This is a genomic window from Trichocoleus sp. FACHB-6 (assembly GCF_014695815.1).
GTDB classification, from domain to species: Bacteria; Cyanobacteriota; Cyanobacteriia; order Cyanobacteriales; family FACHB-T130; genus Funiculus; species Funiculus sociatus.
This window is the reverse complement of the sequence record NZ_JACJOY010000038.1, coordinates 1-23,925: the sequence shown is the minus strand read 5'-3', so window position 1 is coordinate 23,925 and position 23,925 is coordinate 1. Positions and strand designations below refer to the sequence as shown.

General features: G+C 45.4%; 20 protein-coding genes. 9 read left to right on the top strand and 11 right to left on the bottom strand.

From position 1 onward, the window contains the following. Positions 1 to 352: 352 nt before the first annotated feature. Complete coding sequence (locus H6F66_RS07825; RefSeq protein ID WP_190419935.1) at positions 353 to 889, top strand: CPBP family glutamic-type intramembrane protease; 537 nt, start codon at positions 353 to 355, stop codon at positions 887 to 889. A gap of 218 nt (positions 890 to 1,107) precedes the next feature. Here the strand turns inward: H6F66_RS07825 and H6F66_RS07820 are convergent, their stop codons facing one another. Further along, complete coding sequence (locus tag H6F66_RS07820; protein WP_190419933.1) at positions 1,108 to 1,404, bottom strand: DUF3593 domain-containing protein; 297 nt, start codon at positions 1,402 to 1,404, stop codon at positions 1,108 to 1,110. After that, complete coding sequence (locus tag H6F66_RS07815; RefSeq protein WP_190419931.1) at positions 1,394 to 1,759, bottom strand: DUF2499 domain-containing protein; 366 nt, start codon at positions 1,757 to 1,759, stop codon at positions 1,394 to 1,396. Before H6F66_RS07815 ends, H6F66_RS07820 begins: the two co-directional genes overlap by 11 nt. Positions 1,760 to 1,929: 170 nt before the next feature. On the opposite strand from H6F66_RS07815, the gene csaB reads away from it, so the two are divergent. Further along, positions 1,930 to 2,982: a polysaccharide pyruvyl transferase CsaB gene (gene csaB / locus H6F66_RS07810; protein WP_190419929.1), complete on the top strand. Its 1,053-nt coding sequence runs from the start codon at positions 1,930 to 1,932 to the stop codon at positions 2,980 to 2,982. 135 nt (positions 2,983 to 3,117) lie between these two features. On the opposite strand, the gene H6F66_RS07805 is transcribed toward csaB, so the two are convergent. Next, entirely contained in the window at positions 3,118 to 3,669 is a 552-nt protein-coding gene (locus H6F66_RS07805) for a GNAT family N-acetyltransferase (RefSeq protein WP_190419941.1), read from the bottom strand. A gap of 139 nt (positions 3,670 to 3,808) precedes the next feature. On the opposite strand from H6F66_RS07805, the gene H6F66_RS07800 reads away from it, so the two are divergent. Continuing rightward, positions 3,809 to 5,296 (top strand): hypothetical protein, encoded by a 1,488-nt coding sequence (locus H6F66_RS07800; protein ID WP_190419927.1) that lies wholly within the window; start codon positions 3,809 to 3,811, stop codon positions 5,294 to 5,296. A gap of 298 nt (positions 5,297 to 5,594) precedes the next feature. Here H6F66_RS07800 and H6F66_RS07795 read toward each other — a convergent pair whose 3' ends face one another. Next, positions 5,595 to 7,769 carry a flavin-dependent dehydrogenase gene (locus H6F66_RS07795; RefSeq protein WP_190419925.1) on the bottom strand — a complete coding sequence of 725 codons (2,175 nt, stop codon included), beginning with the start codon at positions 7,767 to 7,769 and terminating at the stop codon, positions 5,595 to 5,597. 298 nt (positions 7,770 to 8,067) lie between these two features. Here H6F66_RS07795 and H6F66_RS07790 point away from each other — a divergent pair, with 298 nt between their 5' ends. Further along, positions 8,068 to 8,298, top strand: a complete 231-nt coding sequence (locus tag H6F66_RS07790; RefSeq protein ID WP_190419923.1) for a hypothetical protein — start codon at positions 8,068 to 8,070, stop codon at positions 8,296 to 8,298. Between the two features lie 67 nt (positions 8,299 to 8,365). Beyond that, a complete protein-coding gene (locus H6F66_RS07785) occupies positions 8,366 to 9,046 on the top strand; it encodes a phosphatase PAP2 family protein (protein ID WP_190419939.1) in 681 nt (226 codons plus the stop codon). Between the two features lie 90 nt (positions 9,047 to 9,136). Here the strand turns inward: H6F66_RS07785 and H6F66_RS07780 are convergent, their stop codons facing one another. From H6F66_RS07780 to H6F66_RS07755, 6 genes are all read right to left on the bottom strand, one after another. Further along, positions 9,137 to 9,577, bottom strand: a complete 441-nt coding sequence (locus H6F66_RS07780; protein ID WP_190419921.1) for a four helix bundle protein — start codon at positions 9,575 to 9,577, stop codon at positions 9,137 to 9,139. Positions 9,578 to 9,641: 64 nt separating this feature from the next. Further along, positions 9,642 to 11,813, bottom strand: a complete 2,172-nt coding sequence (locus H6F66_RS07775; protein WP_190419919.1) for a response regulator — start codon at positions 11,811 to 11,813, stop codon at positions 9,642 to 9,644. 133 nt (positions 11,814 to 11,946) lie between these two features. Continuing rightward, positions 11,947 to 13,479 (bottom strand): ATP-binding protein, encoded by a 1,533-nt coding sequence (locus tag H6F66_RS07770; protein ID WP_190419917.1) that lies wholly within the window; start codon positions 13,477 to 13,479, stop codon positions 11,947 to 11,949. A 77-nt stretch (positions 13,480 to 13,556) separates the two neighbouring features. After that, positions 13,557 to 14,018, bottom strand: coding sequence for a response regulator (locus H6F66_RS07765; protein WP_190419915.1), 462 nt, complete (start codon positions 14,016 to 14,018; stop codon positions 13,557 to 13,559). A 176-nt stretch (positions 14,019 to 14,194) separates the two neighbouring features. Then, entirely contained in the window at positions 14,195 to 15,976 is a 1,782-nt protein-coding gene (locus tag H6F66_RS07760; protein ID WP_190419913.1) for a sensor histidine kinase, read from the bottom strand. Positions 15,977 to 16,100: 124 nt separating this feature from the next. After that, on the bottom strand, positions 16,101 to 18,008 hold the full coding sequence (locus H6F66_RS07755) for a GTPase family protein (RefSeq protein ID WP_190419911.1): 1,908 nt from the start codon (positions 18,006 to 18,008) through the stop codon (positions 16,101 to 16,103). Between the two features lie 184 nt (positions 18,009 to 18,192). Between H6F66_RS07755 and H6F66_RS07750 the strand changes: the two genes are divergently transcribed. The 4 genes from H6F66_RS07750 (at position 18,193) to H6F66_RS07735 (ending at position 22,042) form a co-directional block, all read left to right on the top strand. Further along, on the top strand, positions 18,193 to 18,609 hold the full coding sequence (locus H6F66_RS07750) for a deaminase domain-containing protein (protein ID WP_199295265.1): 417 nt from the start codon (positions 18,193 to 18,195) through the stop codon (positions 18,607 to 18,609). Between the two features lie 67 nt (positions 18,610 to 18,676). Continuing rightward, positions 18,677 to 19,615 (top strand): hypothetical protein, encoded by a 939-nt coding sequence (locus H6F66_RS07745; RefSeq protein ID WP_190419909.1) that lies wholly within the window; start codon positions 18,677 to 18,679, stop codon positions 19,613 to 19,615. Between the two features lie 20 nt (positions 19,616 to 19,635). Then, complete coding sequence (locus H6F66_RS07740; RefSeq protein ID WP_190419907.1) at positions 19,636 to 20,043, top strand: hypothetical protein; 408 nt, start codon at positions 19,636 to 19,638, stop codon at positions 20,041 to 20,043. A 643-nt stretch (positions 20,044 to 20,686) separates the two neighbouring features. Further along, positions 20,687 to 22,042: an FAD-dependent oxidoreductase gene (locus H6F66_RS07735; protein WP_190419905.1), complete on the top strand. Its 1,356-nt coding sequence runs from the start codon at positions 20,687 to 20,689 to the stop codon at positions 22,040 to 22,042. A gap of 24 nt (positions 22,043 to 22,066) precedes the next feature. On the opposite strand, the gene H6F66_RS07730 is transcribed toward H6F66_RS07735, so the two are convergent. Next, positions 22,067 to 23,395 (bottom strand): 50S ribosome-binding GTPase, encoded by a 1,329-nt coding sequence (locus tag H6F66_RS07730; RefSeq protein WP_190419902.1) that lies wholly within the window; start codon positions 23,393 to 23,395, stop codon positions 22,067 to 22,069. Positions 23,396 to 23,925 lie beyond the last annotated feature (530 nt).

The window sequence follows — 23,925 nt, the reverse complement described above, 5'->3', positions numbered from 1 at the left end:
TGAACCGCAAGTTATTGGCTCACACTGTCTGTTGCTTTCTCAATCGTCTCAGTGGTCGAGCACTTCTACAGTTCGATGGTTTAATTGCAGATTGATAAGTTGCACATCGCCTAATAATTAAAGTTTGTATACTTACTCTCAATTGGTGCGATACCTCTGTAAGGTCCTAGCATTGCCATGCCTCTACCAAACGTTAGAACCGCAATATATTCTACCCAACCGAGAAACGCTATACTCTCCCAATTTTATAATTTTCTATTTTCAATTCAATAATTGCTTTATGGGAATAATAGTTTCCACTTTAACCTAAAAATTGTTAACTTATTTACATCCACCTTAAAGCATATTTTTGATGTTATTAGAAATCCTCCACCGTCTCATTGCTGCTTTCTCTAAGTTCCCCAACGCCTCAGCTTGGCTATATTCAGCTGCACTGGTAGTAATATATGCCTTAATTTCTTTACCCATTGGATTGAAGCTGGGCTTTCTAAAAATTGAGGTACAAACCTCGTGGGAGATTGTTATCGGTGTCATAGCAAAATGTCTGCTGTTTCCTGCGATAACAGAAGAGGTATTTTTTCGCGTTTTACTCCTCCCTCATCCCACAGAAAATGCTTTAACAGTTACTTTGTGGTTTTGGGGATGTCTCAGCTTGGTAGCTTTTATTGTTTATCATCCCCTCAATGCTTTAACCTTTTATCCAGATGGACTCAAAACTTTTTTTGATCCAGTTTTTCTACTCTTAGCTGCACTTCTTGGAATTATCTGTACTCTTGCCTATTTCCAGAGTGGTTCTCTGTGGACTCCGGTAATGATTCACTGGCTGGTTGTAGTTGTATGGATACTTCTATTAGGAGGGTTTAGTAGGTTACAGTCATTAGTCAGTTAGAAGCTTTGGTGACTAAGGGCTAATAACTAATAATTAACAAATTTTTTTGTTTTAACCCCTAGACTTCAAGCACTTTTTTCTGATATGCTGATTTTGATAAGGAAGAACTAGGTTGATATATTTTTTTGAAACAGATTTTCATTATTTAAATATACATCAAACAGCGCTACGAAAGAGTAATGTAGATTACATTAATTTTTAAAAATCATAAATTACTATTACCTCGATTCTTGGCGACTTTGTAGTATTGCTTGACGGAAACCCAGGACAATCAAAATATTAGAAAGCGTCAAGAAAACTTCTGCACCACCATGCAACCAATCGACATTTGCTAAAGACTCTCCATAGGCAACTTTGGCGTAAATTCCGGCGGGAATAGTGACACCAACAAAAACCAATGTCATGTAGAAGCCAATTAAGGCTAATCGTGGCATTTGTCTACTGCGGGTGAGAAACCAGAGAAAGCCTAAGTAGGGAAATAGAGAAAGTGCAAAAAGGGTTTCTTTAGAAATCATTATTTTTACTTTTTAGGGGCGATGGCGAATTGTTTTGATTAACGGGTAGTGCGGAGTTAGCAACTCGTGATGTGCGCCAAATCCACCAGCCAGCGGCTAAGAGGGTGAAGTTACCAATCAGCGTCATCGCCGCTTGGAGGGTGACAATCCAATCCAGAGATTCGGGGTTGTCGAAAAAGTGCCAGGTGCAGGCACACATGGCGCTGACTAAAGCTGGTAGCATGGCAAAGGACAACGCCCACCACGCCCGGTTGCGAGTAATTTCGCCGTAAGTCCAGATTAACCAAATCGCGGCGATCCACTCAATGACGCTGGAGACGTGAATAATCCAAGTGGGAATTGAGAGTGCGTGCATGGAAGATTGGGGATTGGGGGCTAGGGATTGGGGATTGGGGATTGGGGATTGGGGATTGGGGACTGGAGAATGGGGGCTGGGGAAGAAAAATTAATTCAGTTTAAAATTTTTCGCTTCTAGCTACTAGCCTTTACTATCCTATCGCTCAGGTTTGCTGGTAAAGTTTCAGCATGGAAAAGATTCGAGCAGTATGTTGCGGATATTACGGCCAGGGGAATGCAGGCGATGAGGCGTTGCTGGCTTCGCTGTTGCAAATGCTACCAGATAATGTGTTGCCTTTGGTATTGTCTGGCGACCCAAAAAAGACACGCGATCGCTACAATGTTGAAACCTTCTCGCGCAAAGCTTTCTTTCCAGTTCTAAAAGCTTTGCGCCAGTCAGATGTGTTCATCTGGGGTGGAGGTAGTTTAATCCAAGATGCTACCAGCGCCGTCAGCCCCCTATATTATGCGGGATTGATGGGATTGGCGCAGCAACAAGGTTTGAAAACTATTGCTTGGGCGCAGGGAATTGGCCCTTTAAATCGCCATCTGACTCGCTGGGTGGCGCGAAACGCTTTTGCTGGTTGTAGTGCTGTAAGTGTACGCGATCGCGCTTCTGCTACCCTGCTGAGAAATTGGAAAATATCCTCGATTATCGCCCCCGATCCAGTTTGGGCGTTAGATTCGCTACCAGTAAAAGGACTTTGGGACTTACCAGCGCCCAGAGTCGCCATTACATTGCGATCGCATCCCCAACTTACCCCAACTCGACTCAATAATCTTACCCGCGCCCTGATAGACTTTCAGAAAGCAACCGAAACCTGCATTTTACTGGTACCATTTCAACTCAATCGAGATTATGCGATCGCGCAGTCAATTGCATCGCAATTACCCGGACCCAATCATATTTTCTCTCTAGAAGACCCCAGAGAATTAAAAGGATTATTTCAAGGCGTAGAAATGGCAATTGGGATGAGATTCCACAGCCTAATTATGGCAGCATCCCAAGAATGTCGCTGCTTTGCTCTCAGCTATGACCCCAAAGTTAACCTGTTGATGGAAGAATTAGCAATGCCGGGATGGGATTTAGACCAATTGCCAGATGACCCTAACACAATTAGTAAAGCTTGGCTAGAACACTACGTAAATGGCGATGCCCTCACACCCCATCAAATACAATCTTTGGTAGATAGATCCTTGATGCACCGGGATTTGTTGGCTGAAGCTTTAGCCGTGGGATAGCAAAAACCTTGCTTAGAAATCTTCCACCAGTGTTAAATCAAGGCAGTCGCTATGAACGTACACCATCACCGATGAAAAACACGCGCCCCCAGGTTTAGTTAAAACGTATTGCCTAGACTTCAACCTACGGCTGTATTATTTAATACTTAAAATTTGCCAATCTCTAGCAAGCATCCCATAAACAACCAGATCGACAAAATGATCGTACAGCCATTGCCTTTCGCGGAGAGTCCCTTCTTTGGTAAATCCTAGTCTTTCCGGAACTGCCCGACTCTTGAAGTTTCCTACAGCACAGCGAATTTCTACGCGATTCAGGTTCAATTCATCCAGCGCATGATGTACCATAGCGCCACAGGCTTTAGTCATCAGTCCCCGTCCTTGGAAATTTTCACCCAGCCAATAACCGATGCTTGTTGAACGGTTATCCCAATCAATCGTGTCATAGGCAACACATCCGGCGATGCGACCCTTATACCAAATTCCCACTGAAAATCCGTCATTGGCTGAGAATTTTAAGGAACTTTCGATGAAAGATTTTGTATCTTCCACAGTTTTTGTCTCATCAACCCACGGTAGCCATTCCCGAAGATAGTTGCGGCAAGAGTCGGTGAGGGCAAATAATTCCTCTGCGTGTTCAACCTCAAGTAATTTGAGTTCAGTTTCCTCGTCGATGCAAAATTTGAATATGGTCTCATTCCCCCGCAAGAACTCTGTTGTGAAATAATCTAATAGAATTGGCTCAACACTGATTTTAAACAAGCCGTTATTGATAACGCTATATCAAATCCCTTCTAAGCACCCCTGACCCTCTCTTAAAATTAGAGCAATGAGTGAAGCTGACACCCCCCAAGAAGAAGCTAACAAGTACCAGCCCCCATCGGAATTATTAAAGGATGAAGCCGGAAGGATGAAGGATGAACAAAGAAACGATGAAGGTTCAGGGATGAACGCCGAAACAGATTCTCCAATTCCTCCTTCATCCGTAGACCTCGAACCTTCCGAGTTTCCTGCACAGGAGGAACCTCGCGTGCAAAAAGTTGTTAGCTTGGTGCATACTCCCCCAACCTCCCAGGAGGATACCACAGCGCCAAGTATGAAGTCCCAGCCGCCAATAGATACGCCTAATTTATTTTTGCTGGCGGCGGAACTGCGTCAGCGAAATCGGGATTTGCTCGTGCGAGTGAATCATCTAGAAAAAGCTTATGCTGAGTGTCAGGAGGCGTTGCAGGCGCAAAAAGTGCGATCGCAATCTCAAGAAACCTTACTCGCCCAAGCTTCCGAACAACTCAAAGCTTCCCAAGAGCAAGTAACTCGCCTGTTTCGGGAACTAGAATCATCTCATCAAGCCGCCCAACGTCAGCAAATATTAATAGAAACGCTGACACAGCAGCTAGAAAACTCTCAGGAACGGATAGCCCAGCTAGAGAGAGAATGCGCCTTTACTCAACAACGCTACAACGAGCAATCTCACCAACTGTTTCAAAGTGAAAATCATGCCCGCGAGTTAAGCGCCCGTCTGCACCGCCAGCAGCGCCAAACCTTGCAATTCAAAGCGGCGCTAGAAAAGTGTCTGGAAATGCCCGCCCCGAAAGCAGCTGACCCCGAACCAGATATACCAGGTGCCAACTGGGCGCAGCGCCAGCCCAAAAATGCCCCCGATCCCTCATCACTGGTTCCCAAAGCCCAGCCGATCCAACCTTGGTCAGTGCGATCGCATTTCCTCGACCACCAAGCCAATATTGAGGAAGAGAGTAACCCCGGATCATCTTCTTACTCCCCAATTACAGACACAACAGCGTTTGTCTCCGCAGACTGGGAACCTATAGAAGAGGAGATGTCTAACTCCGAAGAAGAATTAAGAGTTGTAGAAGAGCAAGATATTGCCTCCGTACTGGATGATTATCCATTACCAACTGAAGTTGACTATATCTATTCCATCTCTGATCCAGAAACAGTTTCTCATCAAGAAATTTCAGCGATTGAGGAGGAAATCGAAGACTTGCTGCTGGCTGTGACTTCAGTACCAGAAGAGAACGATGAACCGGAAACCATCGACACCGCAGCGTCAGATTACAGATTTCCTTTTTCATCATTTCTCGAAGATACTTCAGAAGATGATGCTGATCTCAACGCCGCACAGGAGGAAGCCACCCCAAGGGAAGAAGAATTTGCCGCCTCTTCGCCAGCCCAGCGTTCTGATGCTATCCTCTCCCAACCCAACTGGCCTTCACCAATTGTTTATCCCCAGCGCCCCCCTAAAGGTAGAAAAACGTTGGCATCAATAGAATTGCCAACGTTTCCGAAAAGAAAGTAGAAATTAACTTGATGTGCTTTCTTTACAGATTCAGTTCCTCCCTCGGAAAGGGGCGCAAAGGTATCTAATGCCTGTTGTCTTAACGTTTTGATACCCCCAACGCCCTTTTTTAAGGCAGGTAGTTTCATACAACCCTTAGAAAATATCGAAAACTGCGACATTTTGTAGGGGCATGGCAATCAAAAAGCCCCTACCGCCAACCTAAATCAACGTTACAGAATTTTCTTTTGATAAATGAAACCGCCCTGCCCCCAACCCCCCTTTCCAAGAGGAGCTTAAGAAAAAGTTGCATATTGCGTTAATTCTTAATTAACAGCCTCTCCCCTCTCCAGGGCGATCGCTCTTGGCTTTTGGGACGACGACCCTGTTCAGCACTCAAAGCATAACTCTGGGTCAGCAACCACAGCCACAGAGCCGGATATCGGTCTTCCAGCCAAGGTTGTAGGCGCTGGATCAAACCGGGGAACCAACCCCCTAGCAACCAGAGATATACAGCATTTAGAGTAAAGCTGAAGTAACTGCCTAGCCAACGCAGGATATCCTTTGGCCCCGCAAGTTCCCAAATCCAGGGCAGCAAAGAGGGGTTTTGCCAAGCAGCTATCAGCGCTAGGCGATTAAAGGTCAGCCAATCCACTCGGTCTTTAATAAAAGTATCTGCCACCTCTGGTGGTTCCGTCGCCAAAAGCCCAAAAAAGGTATTCAGCATCGAGTTAATCCGTTGGGGTGGCAAGTAACGCCCCGTGGGAACCATCATGCCCTTGGAAAAAAGCCAGGCGACTGAGACGTTGCTTTGATAAGCGCGAATCTGGTTTAATTGACGCGCCTTCAACAAATCATGCTTTAGTGCAGTATCCAAAAGCGCCGTCAAACGTCCTAGATTGCGGACTAAAGAGCCAAAACCAGTAAATACGAGGGGAGATTGCAGAGAAGCCGCATCGCCAATGCCAATCAGCCGGTCATAGGCGACAGTGCGATCGCTACCTCCCACACTAAAATGGCCCGGAATATACCCAAACGTCGGCTTTTTCCAAACCAACTTCTCCATATCGCACCGACGATACTCCGGCAGAATTGTAAAGAAGTCTTCATACATCTCTAACAAAGAGCCGGGATTATCGGGATGCACCTGATGGTAATGGAACAGATAAATAGTAATTTCCTCACCTTCCGCCGGGAATAACTCCCATATCAGCTGTCGCCCTCGCGAAATATCTCCGTGACTGTTCAACACATCGCCATACTGGGAATCCCAAACCCCAGGCTCAAAACCACTGGCAATGACAGCCCCCACTGTAGGACAGACACTATCAAAAGCGCGATCGCCATTTAACTGCCATGCAATCGGCGACGCAGTACCCATCGCATCCACCAGTAACCGTCCAGCCGCTTGTCGCGGCGATTGGCTAGGTAGATGTTTCGCCGAAACTACAACTTCCTTTTTCCCAACATCAGCCCGGATAAACTCCGTCTCATCCCAGATTTCGCCCCCAGAAGCCAACAGCTTTTCCCCGCACAGTCGCAGCAGTTTCTCCGCATCCAAACCCACATTCAGCACCGTTGGCGTATGCAAAATCTGTGCTTTCAGCTTAGGCGGATTGTTACCATCGAAGAATTTGTTAAACCCGTCCACATACTCTGCTGCGATAATGCTTTCAAACTCCGCAGGGGTAAACAAACCCAAATTAATTAAACTTTGGAACTCATCGCGAGAAATATTCCATTCCCGGTTCATCCGTCCGAAAGGCAGCCTTTCCAGCAGCAGCACCCGATAGCCGAGTTTAGCCATAACAGCCGCGTGGATGACACCCAAAGCACCACCGACATAAATTAAGTCGTAACTGGGGATTGGGGATTGGGGATTGGGGATTGGGGATTGGGGATTGAGGATTGAGGATTGGGGATTGGGGATTGGGGATTGGGGATTGGGGATTCTCTCACTCTCCCCTGAATCTGAAAACACTACCTGACGGGGTTGCTGGGGATTACGGACACTTTCTCGCCAACGCTGCTCCCACCAGTAGACGCGGTTAAGGTCATACTCGCCGTTGGGCATTTTCTGAAAGAATCTGGCTGTTTCTGGGTAATAGGGTGCCAAAGCCTCGAAGATAGATTGCTGCGACAAATCAATCTTTGGTGGTTCTGGGTACTGCTGGGGAAACTGGCGTCTCAGACCTGAGTTGAGTTGTTGTAGTATTTGTTTTTCGCTGGGGACGCGATCGCTCCAACGAAAGACCTTCAGGTAAGTCGTGCGCTGTACTGACCAAACAAATATCGAGAGTTCGCTTTGCGGAATCTTCGCCGTTTCGCTTGTATCGGTGTTGTTAGTGTTGCCACCACCCCTAAATTGCAGCTTAATACCGTCGGATGTGATAATTTTCTCACCCAAAGACAGATGCTCAAATTCCTGCTGTAACCAAACGCGGACGGCGGCTGTATCCGGGGTAGGAACTTCTAAGTAACAAATTTCTCTCATATTGGCGATCTCCATTAGGGAACCTCTTACTGAGGAAGACAGAGTAAACAGGTGTCAAAGTGCGCTAAACTTCCGGATACGAATTGCTTAGAATTGATTAAAAAAGTTTACACAAAGCTCATTTTCTTAATGTAAAGGGTGCAACTGTTGTACGGGCGGGAAACCGCTCTTGACGAAAGCCCTGAGCGCATGGTATAGAACCCAGTTTGTAGGAAGGCAAAAGACAAAAAAAATTCTTTTTTTTGTCTTTTGCCACCTCCTCCCCAGTCCCTAATCCATAATTTCCCGTCCCTACGCCATGAATTATCCCATCCCAGCTAGTCCCCAAGAAATTGTCGATCTACGTCAAAAGCCTGTTGATGAAGAGTTAGTCGCAGCCGCGATCGCAGGCGTGATAAATATTGCCCGCCAAGAGGGGCAATCTTTAGACGAGTTAACTGCCCAAGTGTTAGCAGAAGATGGTCTGCTAGATCCGGCGCAAAGAAGCTGGCTCAGTGACATTGTTGCCCAAGCCTGGGCTAGTCTATAAAAGACTGGAACGTTAAAAAATCGTGAAGGACATCATCAAGCATATCTTCTCAGCTCTGCCGCAGTGGATGAGTTCTCGGCTGTTTGGTTTGATATTTACAATTCGAGCAGCAGGGCTATTGCTTGCAGCCTTAGCGCTGTGGGGATTTGCCCAGATCGCTGACGAAGTTTTAGACAAAGAAAGCCAATTTATTGACACGGCAATTTTACTGGCTCTCCAGCGTCTGCATACGCCGTTACTAGATCGAGTAATGACAGGTATTACCTTTTTCGGCGAACCGGAGTTGCTGGTAATCATCTGTCTCGGCTTCGCGGCTTGGTTGGTGGTGCGAGGTAATCGGTCACAAGCGACAACCCTCGGAATCGCCTCTTTGGGTGCCGTTGGCTTAAATTATTTGCTCAAAGACCTATTTGCCCGCGATCGCCCGGCGCTGTGGGATCGGATCGTTGATGTCCGCTACTACAGCTTTCCCAGTGGTCATGCAATGATTTCAATGGTTGTCTATGGCGCGATCGCTTACTTGCTGATTAAAAACTTCGGCAAGTGGAGCAATTTGATTATCATCACCACAGTTGCATTAATTTTCAGCATTGGTCTGAGTCGGCTTTATCTGGGTGTCCACTGGCCCACTGATGTCTTAGCTGGGTATGCAGCAGGCATAGTGTGGTTAATGACCTGTATCTTCAGCCTGGAATTCTGGCAATATCGCCAGGTAAGCAACTCAAAGACAGTAGCGCCGAGTGAATAGGGATTGGGGATTGGGGATTGGGGATTGGGGATTGGGGATTGGGGATTGGGGATTGGGGATTGGGGATTGGGGGAAAGTGTTACTCAGTCCCTAGCCCCTAGCCCCTAGTCCCTTTTCTCTAGTACCTTGCTCCCGAATATACTGGTTTCCATATTCTTCACCGCCTTGTTGTTGGGAGCGGATGAAACGACAGTAGCCGTTAAGAGCTTTTTCAATTTGCTCTTGGATCTGCCTAACCCAGCTTAATTGTTCTGTAGTACAGTATCCGACGCTTTCAGCAATGATGAAAGCACTTTTGGTTTCAGCCAACGCACCACGAGCAATGTAGAGAAAACGCAAACGATCTAAGAAGTGATAGCGTCCATAGCCCTCAGCGATATTCAATACCAGACTACAGGCTGATCGTCGCAATTGATCGCTCAAATTATAGCGTTCGATATCTGGCAAACTATCTGCCAACCGATAAGCCGCCTTAAGTAGCTTAAGGCTATCTTGATAAAATTCTAAAGACTCAAAACCTTTTTCTCCCATACATCCTAATCTGTAATCTTTGTTCTTCCCCAGTCCCCAATCCCCAATCCCCAGCCCCTAGCCCCTAGTCCCTAGCCCGTCCAACCAGGGACGCGATCGCATTCACTAACATATCAGGATCAATTGGTTTGGGCAGGTACATATGGAAGCCTGCGGATAGCGCCTGTATTTTGTCTTCTCGCTTGCCATAAGCCGTCAGCGCGATCGCTTTTAACCTCTCACCTTGTCCCTTTTCTTTGAGCCTGATTTGGCGAATCAAAGCGTAACCGTCGGCCTTTGGCATTCCAATATCACTCACAAGTACATCAGGCTGGAATTCTTGCAAAGCTTGCAAAGCTTCATCCACAGAGGAAACTGCTGTCACTTTCGCACCTTCCCCTGCCAGAATCATGACCAGCAAATCCAACGTATCAGGGTCATCATCAACACTCAGCACTTGCAGCCCATCAAGTAATTTTGAATTTTGGATTTTGGGTTTTGGATTGTCTATTTCCGGTTTGCTGGCTTTCCTTGCCTCCATGATGGGGAGATTGACGATAAACGTTGCTCCCTGTCCTTCTCCTTGACTTTCTGCAAAAATAGTCCCGCCGTGCAGTTCCACCAGTTGTCGAGCGATCGCTAATCCCAAACCTAATCCATTGCGCGAACGTGTAGTGGTACTATCTGCTTGGCGAAAACGGTCAAAAACATACGGGAGAAAGCCGGCGCTAATGCCTTCACCTGTATCGCTAACGGTGATCCTGGCGTAGGAGATGGGGAATTGGGGATTGGGGATTGGGGAAGATAATAATTCTTGTTTTTGGCTTTTAGCTTCCTCTTTTTGAACCTCTGTTGAGGGAATCACCTTTTGCCTTTCTATCTCTCCATGTTCTAAAGAAAGGAGGACTTCTACTCGTCCGCCTGGAGGTGTAAACTTGATGGCATTAGAAAATAGATTCCAGACAATTTGCTGCAAGCGATTCAGATCGCCCATCACCATGAATTGTGGATTTTCGACAAGGGGCGGATCGGATTCTGGATTGATGGGAATTGGGGACTCTTGACTCTTGACTGGGAAATCTCCCACTCTCCTATCCCCTGAACCCAAGGGAGAATCTAAAATCAAAAATCGAAAATTGATTGATTTGGCTTCCGCTGATAACCGGACAGTATTGAGAGTATTTTCAATTACTCTGACCAGATTCACAGGTGAGGTCTGTAGTTGCATTTGTCCCCGCATCAAGCGAGAAGTATCCAGAATATCTTCAATTAACTGATTCTGCTGGAGGGCGTTGCGTTCAATAACTTCCAGACTGCGCTTTTTGGTTGCTTCATCGAAGTTGCGACTGCGTAGCAATTGCGTCCAACCTAAAATTGCGTTCAAAGGGGTGCGGAGTTCGTGAGAAACGATCGCTAGGAACTCATCTTTCAAGCGATTTGCCACCTCTAGTTCTTCTGCGTATTGCCGCAGTTCTACCTCCCGCTGCTTGCGATCGCTTATGTCCACATCAACCCCGATCATCCGCCTAGCTTTACCCTTTTCGTCGGATAAAACTTGACCTCTGCCTACCAGCCAGTGAACGCTACCGTCACTCCAGACAACGCGAAATTCTTGGTTAAAGTTCGTTCTAGTTTCCAAAGCATTGCTTATGCCTTTATCAACTACTTCTCGGTCTTCTGGGTGAACGCAGGCGAGAAATGCCTCATAAGTTCCCTGGAAGCTGCCTGGAGCCAAACCAAATAACCGTTCGCAATCCTCAGACCAAATCACCTCACCTGTTAAAATATTCCAGTCCCAGCTACCCATCTGGGCAGCAAAGAGCGCCAATCTCAGCCGCTCCTCACTTAGTTGCAATTCCTCAACAGCGGCAGCATATTCCCGACGCATCTTTTGCTTTTCCAAGGTGTCCCGCACAGCGATCGCTAAACGATGCAGAGGTTTTCGTTTTAGGACATAATCGCTCAACCCAGACTTCATCCCCTCCACAGCAACTTCCTCGCTGCCGCTATCAGTACACATAATTACTGGGCAGTCTGGATACAAAGCTTTAATAGCATTTAGAAGTGTCAAGCCATCACTCCAGCCCAGCTCATAGTCTACGATTGCTAGATCGAAATTGCCCACTTGTAGCACTTTGTCAAGACTTTTGGCATCAATAGGCGAAGTAAATTCAAGCTGGGGAAACTCTTGCTGAAGTTGCCGCGTAACCAGGATGCGATCGTCTGGATTATCGTCAATTAGTAGTATGCGTAACATGGGGCTTAGGGGCTGGGGACTGGGGACTGGTAATAACGAATCTTGAATGCTGAAATTTTTTTATTCATCCTTTATAGTTCATCATTCCTCATTTTTCCTGAGTCGTTAATTGCCCCCTGTAAATCTCCGGTAATCATTTCCTCTCTCTGAGTAACCTTACCCAAAAGCGGCTACCCTGACCAACCTGGGATTCCACCCCTACCTTACCCCCCATCCGTTCTACTGCTTTGCGGACAATTGCCAGACCGATGCCAGTACCGGGGTAAGTTTCCTCACCGTGCAACCGCTCAAAAACTCGGAAAATTTGCGATCGCTTCTCGCTGGAAATACCGATGCCGTTATCTTCTAGCCACAGGCGTACAAATTCACCCTCTGTTCCTGCCGATATTCGCACTTGCGGCTGTATCCCAGGATCTAGGAACTTGATGGCGTTTGAGAGCAAATTGACCACAACTTGTAGTAACGTATTGCGATTACCCTGCACCACAGGTAATGCTTCTATTACACTCACCTGAGCATCTCGCTCTTTGAGTTCCCTTTCCAGTTGAGACAGCGCTTGGGCGACAACAAACGAGAGATTAACAGGCTCAAGCTGTAATTTGGCGCTGCTCAATTGGCTATAGCTCAGCAAGTCCTGAATCAAGGTATTCAACTGCTCTGAAGCAGCCACAATGCGAAGAAGATAGTCCTCTGCGGTGGCATCTAGTTGGGCTATATAGTCCTCTAATAGTACCTGGGCAAAGCCCTGAATGCCCCGCAAGGGCGCACGCAAATCGTGAGAAACAGAGTAAGCAAATTCCTTGAGTGAGGCGTTGACTTCCTCCAGTTCGGCGGTGCGTTCCCTGACTCGACTTTCCAAGCTTTCATTTAGTTGTCGTAGGGAATTTTCAGCCTGCTTACGCTCAGTAATATCTTCTAGCAAGCCTTCTATGTAAGTCTCATCTTCAGGGGTATTCAAAGTTTGAGTCAGTAAAAGCCATTTCACTTGACCATCAGCTTGTGGCAGTTGAACTTCACAATTTTGGAGCGTAGGTATATTATCTGTGAATTGACCATGATGCTTGCCATCCGCTAATTCAGAGGCAGGCTGGACACTTATTCCACAAAAATTATCCAAAAGCGGACGCAAATTTATCCCTTGTTCTACTGCTGTCGAATTTAGCCCCAACAGACGCATGAATGCACTATTACTCTCTAGCAGACGACCTTCTGGAGTAGTCCGAAACACGCCGACGTTTAATTGATTCAGAAGAAACTGGAGACGATTTTCCAGACGTGCTACCTGACGCTTGGCCGTAACTCGTTCTAAAGCTGAACGCACGGCAACTGCAAGGCGGACGAAGTGCCTGGGAGATTTGATAATGTAATCATCTAAGCCAGCTTTCATCGCTTCTACTGCTATCTCTTCGTTCCCGGTATTAGTGAACATGATTACAGGGCAGTCGGGATAGCGGGATTTAATGTTGTTGAGAATTGTTAAACCATTGTTCCAGCGTAGCTGATAGTCTGTAACCACTAGGTCAATGCGATCGCCAACCATTGCTTGTGCCAAATCCTCTGCTGTGGCAACTTCTGTGATCCGGAGGTCTGAAAATTCTCGGTTTAGCTCGCGAGCAGTTAAAACTCGATCATTCTGGTCATCATCGATTAAAAGGAAATGTAGCATTAGAAACTGGAAACTGGGGACAAAAAAGGCAAAAGGCAATCATGTCAAAAAAAGAATCTTCGCTTTTTCCTTTTTCCTTACTCGACTCCACTCAGTCGAATTTCTGGCTGTTCGTTCAACAGCAGCCAATACAACTTGAGGGTTTGCATCACTTCTATTAAGGCGGTAAGACCAATAGGTTTAACCAAATAAGAATTAGCCCCTAAGTCGTAAGCATGATTAATATCAATATTTTCTTGAGAGGAAGTTAAGATAATCGCGGGCAGACGCTTGAGTTCGGGTTGCTGCCGTAGCCATGCCAGAACTTCATGACCTGAGCGGCGAGGCAATTTCAGGTCTAATAAAACTAGCGTGGGTATGGGATAACGCTCTCGGTCGGCGTATTCACCGCTACCGCTGAGATAGAAAACGGCAGCATCTCCGTCACTGACGACTTGCATTGAGGCATTGGCTAAATTCGCCTTGCGGAAGGCACGCTGGGTGAGAAGAATGTCGTTAGGGTCATCTTCTACTAGCAAAATGGTGTGTGCTGTGGTCATTGGGGGCTGGGGACTAGGGATTAGGGATTGGGGACTAGGGATTAGGGATTGGGGACTAGGGTCTGGGGACTAGGGGCTAGGTACTAGGGACTAGGGACTAGGTACTAGGTACTAGGTACTAGGTACTGGGTACTGGGTACTCGGTAAGATTCTTTCTCTTCCCCAATCCCCAATCCCTAATCCCCAGTCCCTCTTTTTAATTCAATCCAAAAGCGGCTTCCCTGTCCAAGTTTGGATTCTACTCCTACTTGTCCGCCCATGCGATCAATGCCTTTACGGACAATCGCTAAACCAATTCCCGTACCGGGATAAGTCTCGATTCCATGCAGGCGCTCGAAAACGCGAAAGATGCGTTGCTGGTGTTCAGGAGCAATACCAATACCATTATCTACCACCCAGAGGCGCACCCACTCGCCGCGCATTTCAGCCCAGACTTGCACTTCTGGTTGTACGCCCACATCTACAAATTTAATTGCATTCGTCAGGAGATTGGCGATCGCTTGAACTAAAGTAGGGCGATGAGCAATTACTTCCGGTAGCGGCGAAGTAATTGTTACTTGAGCTTGCTGTTGCTTTAAGTCACCTTCTAGTTGAGCGCTCGCTTCTTTCATTACATCTGTTAAATTTATTACCTTGAGTTGCAAGTCAGCGCGGCTGAGTCGGCTGTAAGTAAGTAAGTCTTGAATCAGATTTTCCAACCGCTGGGCAGAAGAAACAATGCGCTGGGCATACTCTTCACCGAGGTTGTCTAGAACATCGCCATAGTCTTCCAGCAAAGCTTCTGCAAAGCCTTGCATCGCCCGTAAAGGGGCGCGGAGGTCATGGGAAACTGAATAAGCAAAGGCTTGTAGTTCGTCGTTTGCCTCTTGCAGTTGCAGAGTGCGCTGAATTACCCGCTCTTCCAAAGTTTCGTTAAGCTGTCTAATTTCGGCTTCTGCTTGTTTGCGATCCGTAATATCATTGAGCATCCCGACCATCCGGTTAGGATGGTTCTCGGCATCATACTGGAACCGCCCAAAAGAATTTACCCAGCGTATGCTGCCATCTGGCAAAAGGACACGATACTCAGTTTGAAAGTCCTGCTGATCTTTTCGTGATGTTTGTATACCCGCCTCAACTCGTGGCAGGTCTTCAGGATGAACGCGGTCTGCCCATTCTTTGTAGCTTCGGTTCGGCTTGCCTGGTTCATAGCCAAAGATGATTTCGTGATAGATTGTCCAGAATATTTCATTAGTGGTTATATTCCAATCCCACGATCCCATTTTGGCTGCGTCTAGTGCTAAGGCTAGGCGTTCACTCTTCTGGCGCAGCTTTTGGGCTTCCTGTTGGCGTAGAGCGCGATCGCGTCGCATCAGATAGTAGACTAAACCCAGCAGTACCAAGCTTACAAAAGTGGCAACGGTAAATGTAAGTATGGTTCGTTGGAGGTTAGCTTTTGATTCTTTAATCCGAGAAACCAAAAGTTGATTTTCTATATTTTTCATGTCAGCGATTTGCTGACGAATACCATCCATAATTTGCTTACCCCGGTTGGTTCGGACAACCTGCTGGGAAGCTTCAAAGCCTTGTTCTCGCCGTAATTTGATTTTTTGTTCAAGATCGCTTAGTTTAAGAGCGATCGCACCCTCCAAGGGCAGGATGCGCTGCTGCTGTTGTGGATTATCTGCGGTTAATTGCTTGAGAGATTTGATATGAGTATTAATTTCGGCGATCCCACTCTGATATGGTTGCAGATACTGTTCTTCTCCCGTAATTAAATAGCCGCGTTGTCCGGTTTCGGCATCTTTTAAGGTGGAAAGTGTCGCCTCTAGTTCATTTAAAACCTGATAGGTATGACTCACCCACCGCTCATTTTCAAACACCTTTAGAATGTTGCGATAGGATACTACAGCATTGGCGAGGATAAGCACCAGTGTTACCCCAAGCCCGACTGTAATTTGTTGTGCAGATCGTTTCATGGCGGTAGACGGTGTTGCTTGACGCTCATACCATAAGGTTATCAATTTGCACGAAGGCGATGTCGGCAGCATTCAATTTTTTTAATGTTGCCGACATATAGCGGTAATCCGAAATTGATCTCATTTATAGGTTCAGATAATACTCGAACCGCTCCCGAAGTTGTTCAACAGTTAGATTCTGGCTCCAATATTCCGTTAAGGCGTGACCAAATGCCCAAGCGTTGCGGTCGGGTGAGGCAGAGTTTTCCAGCAGCAAGGGCCAAAGTGATAATAGGTCAAAGTTGAGAAGGTTTTCCCCCGGCTTCAACAACGAAAACAGATCATACGCCATCTGGAGTTTGCCAAGAACGACGGGCAACTGTTCCACGGGAATTTGCTCAGCCAACAGATATGCTAGGGTTGGTCGTCCGGTTGTCAGCGTAGCGATGAACTGGAGAACGGGACTTTTGAGCAGTGCAGCCAGTCCCTGAGTTGTCGTCATCTGAAAGGTGTAGCGGTCGATGATTTTGGCAGCGGCGACGGTGCGGGCTTCTAGGTTACGCAAAAAGCGGGCAAGGCGGAGTTGCTTAGTAGGTGCGATCGCATCCACCAGTGCCAAGGATAGCGCCTCTATGCCCCAAGCGACTCGACCTGTTTTGATGTCACCCGTCACAACAGGGAAAACTAAATTGCAGAAATCATTTAAACGTTCAGCGCGATACTTGGTGGCTTCCCGAATAGAAATTTCCTTCGGGCGATCGCCTGATTCCCAGTCGTAGGGGGGATTCCATTCGCGGATGGGACGCAGCCGATCTACCTGGGTAACAATTGCGATCGCGCTCAAGTCTGCAATGTCTGCTTTCATATCTTTAAGAAAGTCCACATCCATTTGCAGCGCCGGATCGAGGGCTGGAGTTACCAACAACAGCAGATCCGCGTTTGTGGCATAATCAAGCACCAGTTCCCGCAGATCCGCATGGTTCACTTGTTCGTAACCGGGCGTATCCCAAAGGGTTAGCGTTTCTCCATTTTGGAGCTGCCACTGGTAATTCTGAATTTTATCAGTGCTGGGCAACACATCCACGGCAGCTCGATCTGCCTGAAACAGTGTATTAATCAAGCTGCTTTTTCCAGACCCAGTTCGTCCCGCCAGTAGAATATTGACAGGTTTTTGCTCAACCGCCTCCGCAGGTTCTGCTTGAGCTAAGATTTCTCTCAGGGTTTGAGTCTTTGCCTTGGGTAGCGTCGGTGCAGCAGAGGATTCTGAGGCTGGTAGGGTAGTGCCGCCGTAGAGAGCGATCGCTTGCCGACATAAGTTCCTGAGAGCCGCTTCCCGCAACATCTGGCTCAAATTCCCCAGTAGTTCCTGAGTTGCCTGGTTGCTGGAACGTTTGCTGGCTACTTTTGCCACCGCCACCGCTGGGTTCAAAAGCCACTGCGCCCAGTTCCAGACTTGCCAAAGTTTCCGAGCAGATGGCTCCAGCTTGCGGTAAACTCCGTATGCTTCGTATGCTTGCCCAATCGTGACTTGAGCGAGGGCGGGGGATAACTGCTGTATCCACCGATCCAAATCATCCACCGTTCCCCTAATCAGTCCGAAAGCTTGCGGAACGTGAATGTTGAGCAGGGGATACTTGACTTCCGGATTATAGACATGAGCGATCGCACTGACAAGATCCTGGCATCGCTGCCAAAAAGTTTGCCAATCTTCCCAAATCGGGCCATCGCTTTGTGCGGCTTTCAATATCTCTTGGAACCCGGCTTCTACTCGACTAGCGGTGTCATTTCCCTCTACTAGCCGTACTGTGTCTTCTCTACCAGATTCCAGTTCTGCACTAACTTCCGCTATTACAGATTCTATCTGCGCGATCGCGGGTCGAGTCCACTTCACCAGCAGCCAACGCCAACCCACGAATACGAGAGTAAATACAGCCCAAATCCAATTAATACCCCACTGGTGAATCTGCAATCCTGCCGATACCAGCAAGAAACCGACGATCGTTGCAATGGGCGTTGCCAACACCACCCACTGCCACACCTTTAATCGCATCATTGCCCCACCCCTCGATTAGACTTCTTATACCGTTATTGTCCCTAACATTCCTCTGATGAGTGCTATTGTTGACTTACTGTTCATGCAGTCAGAGAAATAAAATCCAAGATGGATGCGAGTATCATCAAATTATAAGAACGCAAGAAAGGTTCTATAAGGAGTTGAAACTCTGATCAAGGAGCGTTTGCGCGAAAATGCTGCCCAAATTCGGGCAACATATATTAACAAACCCTTCCCTAAAGGTAATATTGCAGTTGCTGAGGTACATATCCAGGGTGATGTAATTTTTCGTGAAGGAGGAACATCTAGAAGTAAAAGTCCAACGCCTAAACCCAAGCCGAAATCCGAAGGAGGGCAATTTGAGCCTACAATTGACCCGTATAGCAAACACCTTATGGATACTGATGCTGAATACAAAGTCTTATCTGCAATTGCAGATATTCTCGAGATGTTCTACGATCTCCAGGTAAGAGGGGATCTCTATCTTTACACTGAACGAAACCCTTGTACAAGTTGTAACGATGTTCTGAGGCAGTTTAAGGAGAAGTTTCCAAATATAAGATTAGAAGTATTCTGGGATCACCCCTATCCCCCTATTTAAAGATAAAGGTAAAAGTATTCTGGGACTCCCCATACCTATCCAAAGAATTGTCAGGGAAGAACTTATAATGGTATTAACATCAAGCCAATCGATAAACCTAAAATTATCTTCGCCACATAGTATACCTAACCATCTCAAAGTTCTCTTAAACAAAATAAGACTAGAACATTACGAAGAACTCTATGAGCCAGAGGCAGATGGAACAACTCCACTTCAAAATACTTTAAATAAAGTTTTAAATTCACTTCGCAGCAGTAACCAAAGGCTCAATCACCTGCGCTATCTTTGGATGACGCTTATTTTAACTCTAGTAGTAGAGCCTACATTAGAATACTATCAGCCAAGCAATTCCCTGCCAAAGTATATCATTGATTTGATAACTTTATGGCTTCGCATTACTACTAGGAATACATTAAATAACTCTAAAATTAAGATTACTGAACTTAGGGTTTATGAATTAATTAAAGAAATCTCAGAAAAACGTGATTTATCTTCTGATAGAAAGTTGGCAAGCTTTCAAACAACTGATGAAGCGCTAGATGTTTTTAAGAATGCGGTTCGGGTTATTGATTATGAGCAAGCATTAGAAGCAATTATAGAAATTTTAGATGATTGCTTAGAAGGGTATGCTATTTTCCCTGGTTCTTATGGCAGACGCGAGTTATTTGATTGGTGGCTATTAGATGTTGTGCCAGCAAGTTGGTACTTACTACCTCCTAAATCTTTTTATGTAGTAGAAAGCCTGCAAAATCAAGAAAACATTAAATCACGGCAAACTAACCTTTTGGGAAAAGCTAGCTTTGAAATATGGGATAGCCTGCTAGGTGAATCAAATAGCAAAGAAGAAGCAAATTCACATATCTTATACTGCGATGAAAGATATACATCAACCAAGATAAATAAGGTGAGATTGGATAGAAAAGTTAGACTTGATAATTTGAAATTAAAATTGAGCATAAGTAACAGTTCAAAAAACACTCAATCAGAACCAGTTTATTTTATGTAGGGAATTAAACAATAACGCAGATGAGCGAAAAACAAGATATTAGAAAAGAACTACTAGGAACTTTATTACAGTCTCTTCAAGGTGAAGACTCACTTGGTGAAGAAAAAGAAAGTAGCAGAGAAAAGGAAAGCTATGGAGAGGAATACATTGTTCAGCTTAAAGATGCTTGCAATAACTTTCTCAAGAAAGAATTTTTTCAAGTTGGACAACTTGTAAAATGGAAAGAAAATCTCAATAATAGAAAACTACCTTCCAAAAATCAACCAGCTATTGTTGTTGCTGTTCTAGATGAGCCTATTATTAGCAGTGAAGAAGAATCTGGTAGCCCTTATTTCCTAGAGACACTAGACATTGTATTAGGAGTATTGGTTGATAACAATACGTTTCTAACTTTTTACTACGATAGTAGAAGATTCGAGGCTTACTAAAGGGTACATGGTAAATGCCCTGCTATCAAACAGCCTATCACCGTAGGTTGAGTTGACTTCGATTAACATCCCGTCCGATCGCCTGCGTCAGGAAGCAAAGCGCGATCGCTTTTTGTGAACTAACAGAGCCGCGCTCTTGTCAATGGGCTTCGCTCCCGCCGAAGGCTTCGCATTAAACTTATGCTTAGCCAACGCGGGAAATAGGGAGGAGTAGCGATAAGACTATCTCAATACTGGATAGTGAACAACTGTTGACAATTGAGTTGCAAGTTCGCCTATCGTGCGCTTTAGAATATTTGAAGTTAGCAGTGATCTTTCTCGCAGAAGCTCGAAAATCTTCTGCTACTTGGCGAGTGGGGCGATTTAGCGCGGGTTTTCTGTCTGGCGAATGAGCGCAATTATAACTGTGGAGTGACTTATCCTATCTTAGAGACTGTTATTCTAAAAATAGTGGCTATAAAGCCTGAGTGAAAAATGTAACATAGCTTACAACAAAATAAGTTTTTTATTCAGCATAATTTTTGCTCTTAGCTATCTATTCAAGCTATCCAGTTTAGATTATGTAACTATTAATCTAACTAATCTAATATTTTAGATTTTCCGTTTTTGTTTGGTCTTTTCTTAGTTACATTTTGGAGAAACTATGCAAGTTGAGAACAGCATCTATGAAGTAGCTATCATTGGAGGGGGAGTCTCTGGAACCGCCTTACTATATAGCTTAAGCAACTATACCAACGTAAAGCGCATTGTTTTAATAGAAAAGAATTCAGAAGTTGCTTTAGGGAACTCTCATAAAACCAGTAATAGCCAAACACTTCATTTTGGCGACATAGAGACTAACTACACTTTGGAGAAAGCTCAAAAAGTCAACAAAGCTTCTAGTTTAGTTAAAAATTATATTTTGAGAAACGATCCGCAGCAAGAAATCTACAGCAAATACCACAAAATGGTTTTGGGTATAGGAAAAAAACAAATTGAAGAACTTAGAAAAAGATACAAAGAATTTAAGTCGCTGTTTCCTAAGTTGAAATTGATTGAAAAGGAAGAAATTGAATTTATAGAGCCTAATCTAGTAAACAATAGAGCGCCTGAAGAAGAAATTTTGGCTTTGTTTACTGAAGAAGGTTACACAATAGATTTTCAAAAGCTATCCCAATCATTTCTAGAAAGAGCAATTAATAAGGCTGAAGAAAGAATTGATTTGATGATGGAAACAAAGGTTAAAAATATCAAAAAAGAAGGAGGATTCTATCAGATTCAAACTAATAAAGAAGTAGTGGTTGCTAAGGTGGTTATTTTTACAGCAGCAGCCTATAGTTTACTGTTTGCAAAATCTCTAGGATATGGAAAAGATTATGCGCTTCTGAATGTAGCAGGGAATTTTTACCTGGCACCAGGGGTTTTAAACGGTAAAGTCTATACTGTACAGATGAAAGAAATACCTTTTGCAGCTATTCATGGAGATTCAGAAGTTCACGATCAAAGTAAAACTAGATTTGGCCCAACTGCCAAAGTTACTTTTCAGTTAGAGGGGCGTAACTATGCTAGTATTTTTGACTATTTTAAAACAGCCGGACTGAGTATCAATGCTTTTTTAAGCTTTTTCAATATCCTTTCAGATAAAGTGATATTGAAATATATATTGAGAAATTATATTTACGATATTCCCTTAATTGGCAGGAGGTTATTTTTAAAAGAGGCGCAAAAAATTGTTCCTTCATTACAATTGAGCGATTTGTCTCTGGCTAAAGGGTATGGAGGAATTAGACCTCAAATTGTTAATCTTAAGAATAAGCGCCTTGAGTTGGGAGAAGCTAAAATTCTAGGAGAAAATATAGTATTTAACATAACGCCTTCTCCTGGGGCTTCAACTTGCTTACAAAATGCCGAATATGATACAGAAAAAATTCTAGATTTTCTGGGTCAAGAGTATACATTTGACAAAAACCGATTCTTGCAAGATTTAGGGGATGAGCAAGCTTTGGCTCAAATTACATAAATATTGCATGGCATGGCAGTTGTCTCAACGTTTGGTGGACTTAAACCGTTCTTGTGCTGTCTTAAACGCTTCTTGCATCACAGACTGAATTTTCTTAGGGTCTGGTTTCTTGCCCCCCATTAAATCCCCGAAGTAAACGCAGGCTCCTTCGCCCAAAGCCCAAGTGTAGGCAGCTGCCCAGGAAGCTGCTATTACACTCCCTATACCAGGTATGAATTTGATTAACTCTCGGCCGACTGCCCGCGCCAGAAAACCACTAGCGATCGCGCTGACAATACCCCCCGCCTGCGATGGAGTCACCGTTTGCCCGTACAAATTCCCTAAAATACCCACCATTGATACTTGCAAAGCAGTTAGCACTGGCATGGTGGCAAATGGTAGTGGCACAGCTTCAACCGTGGCTGCCATGATGGAAAATGCCAACATATAGCGTCTTCCGACATCTCGGTAAAGGTTGCCGATTTTCTCGCTAGCTCCCTTATCCAACAGCTGATAAATCGCACGGGCTTCAGCTTCGGGGAGTAGGTCTGCTAGAGCATCTCTGAGCGCCTCTAAACCGTAAAATACCGGATCGTAGCCGTCTTCTTCTAGAGTGAAGTCAATTAATACTGCGCGATCGCACACTCCGGAAAAAGCTTGCTGAAGCGCGGCGAAGGCTCGATTTACCGCCTCAATGTCAGGTGGATAGGTAGGATGCTCGGCGGTATCGTTGGGATAAACTTCATGCAAGCAGGTGACAGCCAACAGACAGGGAACATCTGGATGCTGCTGACGCAAGTTCTGTGCAATTTGTCGCAGCGTGTCGGTAGCAAAATCATTGATTTTGACCGTCAGAATCAAGATTTTGGCGCGGCGAGTTTCCTGTTGCAAATCTCCAACCAACTCCCGCACAATCGCCTGAGTGTCCTGATTGACATCTCCTAGCCCGACCGTATCTGTAAAAATGAGCAACGGCAGATCGTTAGAAGGATAGGCATAGCGTTCGGTGTGCTGGGTGTGGGGACGAAATCCCTGACCCACAATCTCAGATGAAACGCCCGTCAGTCCTCGCACAATCGAACTTTTCCCGGCTTGGGGCTTACCAATCAACAGGGCTTCTGTGGTTGGTAATTCGGCTCGAACACTCTTTAAAATCTCTGCAATTCGATCTTCGCTGACGCTAAACAACCCAGCAGCCTTCTGAGCCGCTTGTATGGGTAGGAGTTGCCTCAAGCGTGTTGTTGCGTTGTTCCAGACACCTGCAATGCGGTTTATCGGGGAATCATCGACTGACTCAGTGGTTAAATCATCAGTCGGTTCACTCAATTGCTGAGAATTAGCTGAAGGCGAGTCAGCATCACGTTGCTCAGTCATGGGCATCAAAAAAGCGGATAGGTTCAGACTACATCCTGTCTATTATCCAGACTACAAGCAACCGCACAAGAAGATCCGCTTTTATAGGGTTTCTCACTTGTATCAAATACAGAAACTAACCCCCAGCCCCTTCTCTTCAAGGGAAGCAGGGGGGTTTCATTTATTAAAAGAAAATTCTCTAATCTTAATTTTGGTTAGCAGTAGGGGCTTTTTGATTGCATGGAACGAGGTATTGCATACTCTTGGGGTCTACGGTCGAAAAGAGGCTAATGTCGTTTCCGTGCGATCGCAAGCTTTCTAAAGTTTCAATGCAACCTCTCTTGTTAGCTCTAGCAGCGTGGTGGGAATACTGAGAAAGAACGCGATCGCGCCTCTTAAGTTTTAGCAACCAGGAGAAAATGATGAGTTTAACAGTTACAGGAGTTACGCAGTTGAACTGAAGATGCGGTAGAAGGAAGGAATGAATTGTTAGCTTCCATCGTTTCCAGTGCCTCTATGTGAACGTTGAACTGAAGATGCGGTAGAAGGAA

What these genes read in the sequence shown, in the direction of transcription:
- H6F66_RS07770 (WP_190419917.1), bottom strand. Translation starts at nt 13,479, where the DNA reads ATGCTACATTTCCTTTTAATCGATGATGACCAGAATGATCGAGTTTTA.
- H6F66_RS07820 (WP_190419933.1), bottom strand. Translation starts at nt 1,404, where the DNA reads ATGATTTCTAAAGAAACCCTTTTTGCACTTTCTCTATTTCCCTACTTA.
- H6F66_RS07740 (WP_190419907.1), top strand. Translation starts at nt 19,636, where the DNA reads ATGAGCGAAAAACAAGATATTAGAAAAGAACTACTAGGAACTTTATTA.
- H6F66_RS07785 (WP_190419939.1), top strand. Translation starts at nt 8,366, where the DNA reads ATGAGTTCTCGGCTGTTTGGTTTGATATTTACAATTCGAGCAGCAGGG.
- H6F66_RS07815 (WP_190419931.1), bottom strand. Translation starts at nt 1,759, where the DNA reads ATGCACGCACTCTCAATTCCCACTTGGATTATTCACGTCTCCAGCGTC.
- H6F66_RS07825 (WP_190419935.1), top strand. Translation starts at nt 353, where the DNA reads ATGTTATTAGAAATCCTCCACCGTCTCATTGCTGCTTTCTCTAAGTTC.
- H6F66_RS07780 (WP_190419921.1), bottom strand. Translation starts at nt 9,577, where the DNA reads ATGGGAGAAAAAGGTTTTGAGTCTTTAGAATTTTATCAAGATAGCCTT.
- H6F66_RS07765 (WP_190419915.1), bottom strand. Translation starts at nt 14,018, where the DNA reads ATGACCACAGCACACACCATTTTGCTAGTAGAAGATGACCCTAACGAC.
- H6F66_RS07800 (WP_190419927.1), top strand. Translation starts at nt 3,809, where the DNA reads ATGAGTGAAGCTGACACCCCCCAAGAAGAAGCTAACAAGTACCAGCCC.
- H6F66_RS07730 (WP_190419902.1), bottom strand. Translation starts at nt 23,395, where the DNA reads ATGACTGAGCAACGTGATGCTGACTCGCCTTCAGCTAATTCTCAGCAA.
- H6F66_RS07795 (WP_190419925.1), bottom strand. Translation starts at nt 7,769, where the DNA reads ATGAGAGAAATTTGTTACTTAGAAGTTCCTACCCCGGATACAGCCGCC.
- H6F66_RS07790 (WP_190419923.1), top strand. Translation starts at nt 8,068, where the DNA reads ATGAATTATCCCATCCCAGCTAGTCCCCAAGAAATTGTCGATCTACGT.
- H6F66_RS07745 (WP_190419909.1), top strand. Translation starts at nt 18,677, where the DNA reads ATGGTATTAACATCAAGCCAATCGATAAACCTAAAATTATCTTCGCCA.
- H6F66_RS07775 (WP_190419919.1), bottom strand. Translation starts at nt 11,813, where the DNA reads ATGTTACGCATACTACTAATTGACGATAATCCAGACGATCGCATCCTG.
- H6F66_RS07735 (WP_190419905.1), top strand. Translation starts at nt 20,687, where the DNA reads ATGCAAGTTGAGAACAGCATCTATGAAGTAGCTATCATTGGAGGGGGA.
- H6F66_RS07760 (WP_190419913.1), bottom strand. Translation starts at nt 15,976, where the DNA reads ATGAAACGATCTGCACAACAAATTACAGTCGGGCTTGGGGTAACACTG.
- csaB (WP_190419929.1), top strand. Translation starts at nt 1,930, where the DNA reads ATGGAAAAGATTCGAGCAGTATGTTGCGGATATTACGGCCAGGGGAAT.
- H6F66_RS07755 (WP_190419911.1), bottom strand. Translation starts at nt 18,008, where the DNA reads ATGATGCGATTAAAGGTGTGGCAGTGGGTGGTGTTGGCAACGCCCATT.